We start from the raw sequence: 2,277 nt of genomic DNA, 5'->3' as shown, positions 1-2,277 counted from the left end.
GCGCCCCATACTCAATAACAGCAAAACCACGAGAAAGAGCAGCTGCCAACGCCAGCGATAACCGGGAAGCCATGTGCGCATCGTTTGGTCATCCATGATGAGATGTCCTCGATTATAGCCCATCACAGGCTGACTTCTATCTGGGTTGCTTATGGCGCGCAATCCCCGCGCGTGGTGTACGCGACGCCATCCACCTGAATCCATACCCCAACGGCCAGTTGATACCACAAACTGCCGTCCCGCATCGTGACGACCTGAATCGCTTCGGCGTCGTCGGGCGTCTCATCGCCGACCGAGCCAGGCTCGGTGTCGGGGTTCAGGTAGGCGGGTACGGCGGCGGTTGTCGTCAGGTGGCACTGGCCGGGGTCGAAGGCGCGGGCGCTGGCGGCTTCGGGGGCGACGAGTTCGGGGGCGCTGGCGCGGCCGTCGCTACAGGCGGCCAGGAGCAGAAACAAGGATAGGCAGAGGAATAAGTATAGATAGCGCATCATTGACTCCATGCAGGCTACAACGTAGGCCATAACGTATGTTATACCTTCGGCGCTGACTTGCCCATTCGGCGGTCACCTGCCTATACTTAAGGCCGTGAACCGCGCTTGCTGCAACGCTCGCTCATCAAGGAGCATGACGCCGTGCCGCTAGACACCGGCTGTCTCGATTCGCTGCTCGCGCTCGTCCAACGCCAATACCCTGGTTGGGAAAACTTCAGCCACACGCCCTTCGCCCAAGACGAGATCGCGTACAAGCGCCAGTCGGCCGCCCGAGCGCAGGAGGCATTGGGCCGCGACGCCCTGGCGGCCCTGCTCAATGCGCGACTACGAGGGACGAACACTTGCCTGACGTCGACACGTTAGCCCCGCCTTTCGACGCCATCTTTGGTGAACAGGCGACAGCCGAATGGGCCTTCGACCTCTTCGCCATGACGGTCAAGCGCCTCGGCGGCTGGGCGGACGATCCGCGCTTCGCCCTGACGTTGCCCCACGGTCGGACAATGATGCGGCTCAATCTGGGCAACTGGATGGTGATGGACGTTTCCGCCCGGACGGGCGTTCTTCATCTGACGGCGCTCGTCGAGCCGATGGAACGAGCGTATCCTTTCCGGCGCGGCGAGCCGTTCGCGCGCGTCGACGAGGCGATGGCCGTCTTCGCCATCCCGCTGGAGACGGCCCGCGCGTGGCCGGAAGAGTTGCACCGCATCTACGAGGAGAGCATGCTCGCCATCGCCGAGCGATTCGGCCGCTACCGAGGGACGCCCCACCGGCGCGCCCATCAGGCCGAGCTATTTCGAGCGCTCTTTGACGAGAGCGAGCGGGCGCGTCTCTTCGTCGCCGGCCTACCGGAAGGCGACCGGGAGAAGCGCGAACGGCCTGAGCCGCCCCCGCCCGACACCCGCACCCCTGCTCTCCGCGAACCCTCCCCGCAATGGGCGGTGGCCGGCCAGCAACCTCCGGAAGCTTATGGACGCGACGATTTTCTCCGCGAGACATACCTGACCGAGCAAACCGCCGATGAACTGCACGATCTCCTCCTGGAGAAGCGGCAAATCATCCTCTACGGCCCGCCGGGCACGGGCAAGACCCACGTCGCCCGCCACCTGGGCCGCTGGCTGACCGGCTTGGCCAACCCGCCACTGGAACGGCTGACCGTCATCCAGTTCCATCCGGCTTACAGCTACGAGGAGTTCATCGAAGGGATTCGACCGGAGAGTTATCAGCGGGGCGGTCGCCACTACGTGGACTATCCGCCGCGCCCAGGCGTCTTCGTCCGCTTCTGCCGCGCCGCGGAGCACAGGGCCGAGGCGTGCGTCTTCATCATCGATGAGATCAATCGCGGTAACATTCCGCGCATCTTTGGCGAGTTGATGCTGCTGCTGGAATACCGCGACGAAGCGGTGCCGTTGCCCTTTTCCGGCGGCCTCTTTCGCATCCCACCCAACGTCTACCTGATCGGCACGATGAACACCGCCGACCGCTCCATCGCCCTGGTCGATTTCGCCCTGCGCCGCCGCTTCCACTTCGTCCGCTTCCCGGCCGATCCCGACCTCTTCGACCGTTGGCTGGCCCGTCATCCGTCGTCTCTACCTTATCTCGGCGCGCTCTACCGCCGCCTGGCGACGGAAGCCGTAGACGATCCCGCCTACGCTATCGGCCCCAGCGCGTTCATGCGCGACCTGGACGAGGCGGGGCTGGCTCGTGTGTGGCGACGCAGTATCATGCCCTATCTGGAGGAGTACTACGCTGATCAGCCGGCCAGGGCGCAGCGGTGGGCTTGGGATGG

The 2,277-nt window shown here is 64.5% G+C and carries 3 protein-coding genes; 2 read left to right on the top strand and 1 reads right to left on the bottom strand.

Translation table 11 applies throughout. The annotated features are described in order from the left end of the window. Positions 1-149: 149 nt before the first annotated feature. A complete protein-coding gene (locus tag ACE3UY_RS08785; RefSeq protein WP_374687168.1) occupies positions 150-491 on the bottom strand; it encodes a hypothetical protein in 342 nt (113 codons plus the stop codon). 105 nt (positions 492-596) lie between these two features. On the opposite strand from ACE3UY_RS08785, the gene ACE3UY_RS08780 reads away from it, so the two are divergent. Together ACE3UY_RS08780 and ACE3UY_RS08775 are read left to right on the top strand one after the other, a co-directional pair. Further along, positions 597-854: a hypothetical protein gene (locus ACE3UY_RS08780; RefSeq protein ID WP_374687167.1), complete on the top strand. Its 258-nt coding sequence runs from the start codon at positions 597-599 to the stop codon at positions 852-854. Further along, positions 833-2,277, top strand: a 1,445-nt coding sequence (locus ACE3UY_RS08775; protein WP_374687166.1) for an McrB family protein, incomplete at its 3' end; no start/stop codon positions are given. The genes ACE3UY_RS08780 and ACE3UY_RS08775, both read left to right, overlap by 22 nt.

It is taken from the genome of Promineifilum sp. (SeqCode) (assembly GCF_041918635.1).
In the GTDB taxonomy this organism is placed as follows: Bacteria; Chloroflexota; Anaerolineae; order Promineifilales; family Promineifilaceae; genus Promineifilum.
The sequence above is the reverse complement of the archived record's forward strand: the minus strand, read 5'-3'. Positions and strand labels throughout refer to the sequence as shown.

Coding starts and splice junctions, on each gene's coding strand:
- ACE3UY_RS08785 (WP_374687168.1), bottom strand. CDS start 491: ATGATGCGCTATCTATACTTATTCCTCTGCCTATCCTTGTTTCTGCTC.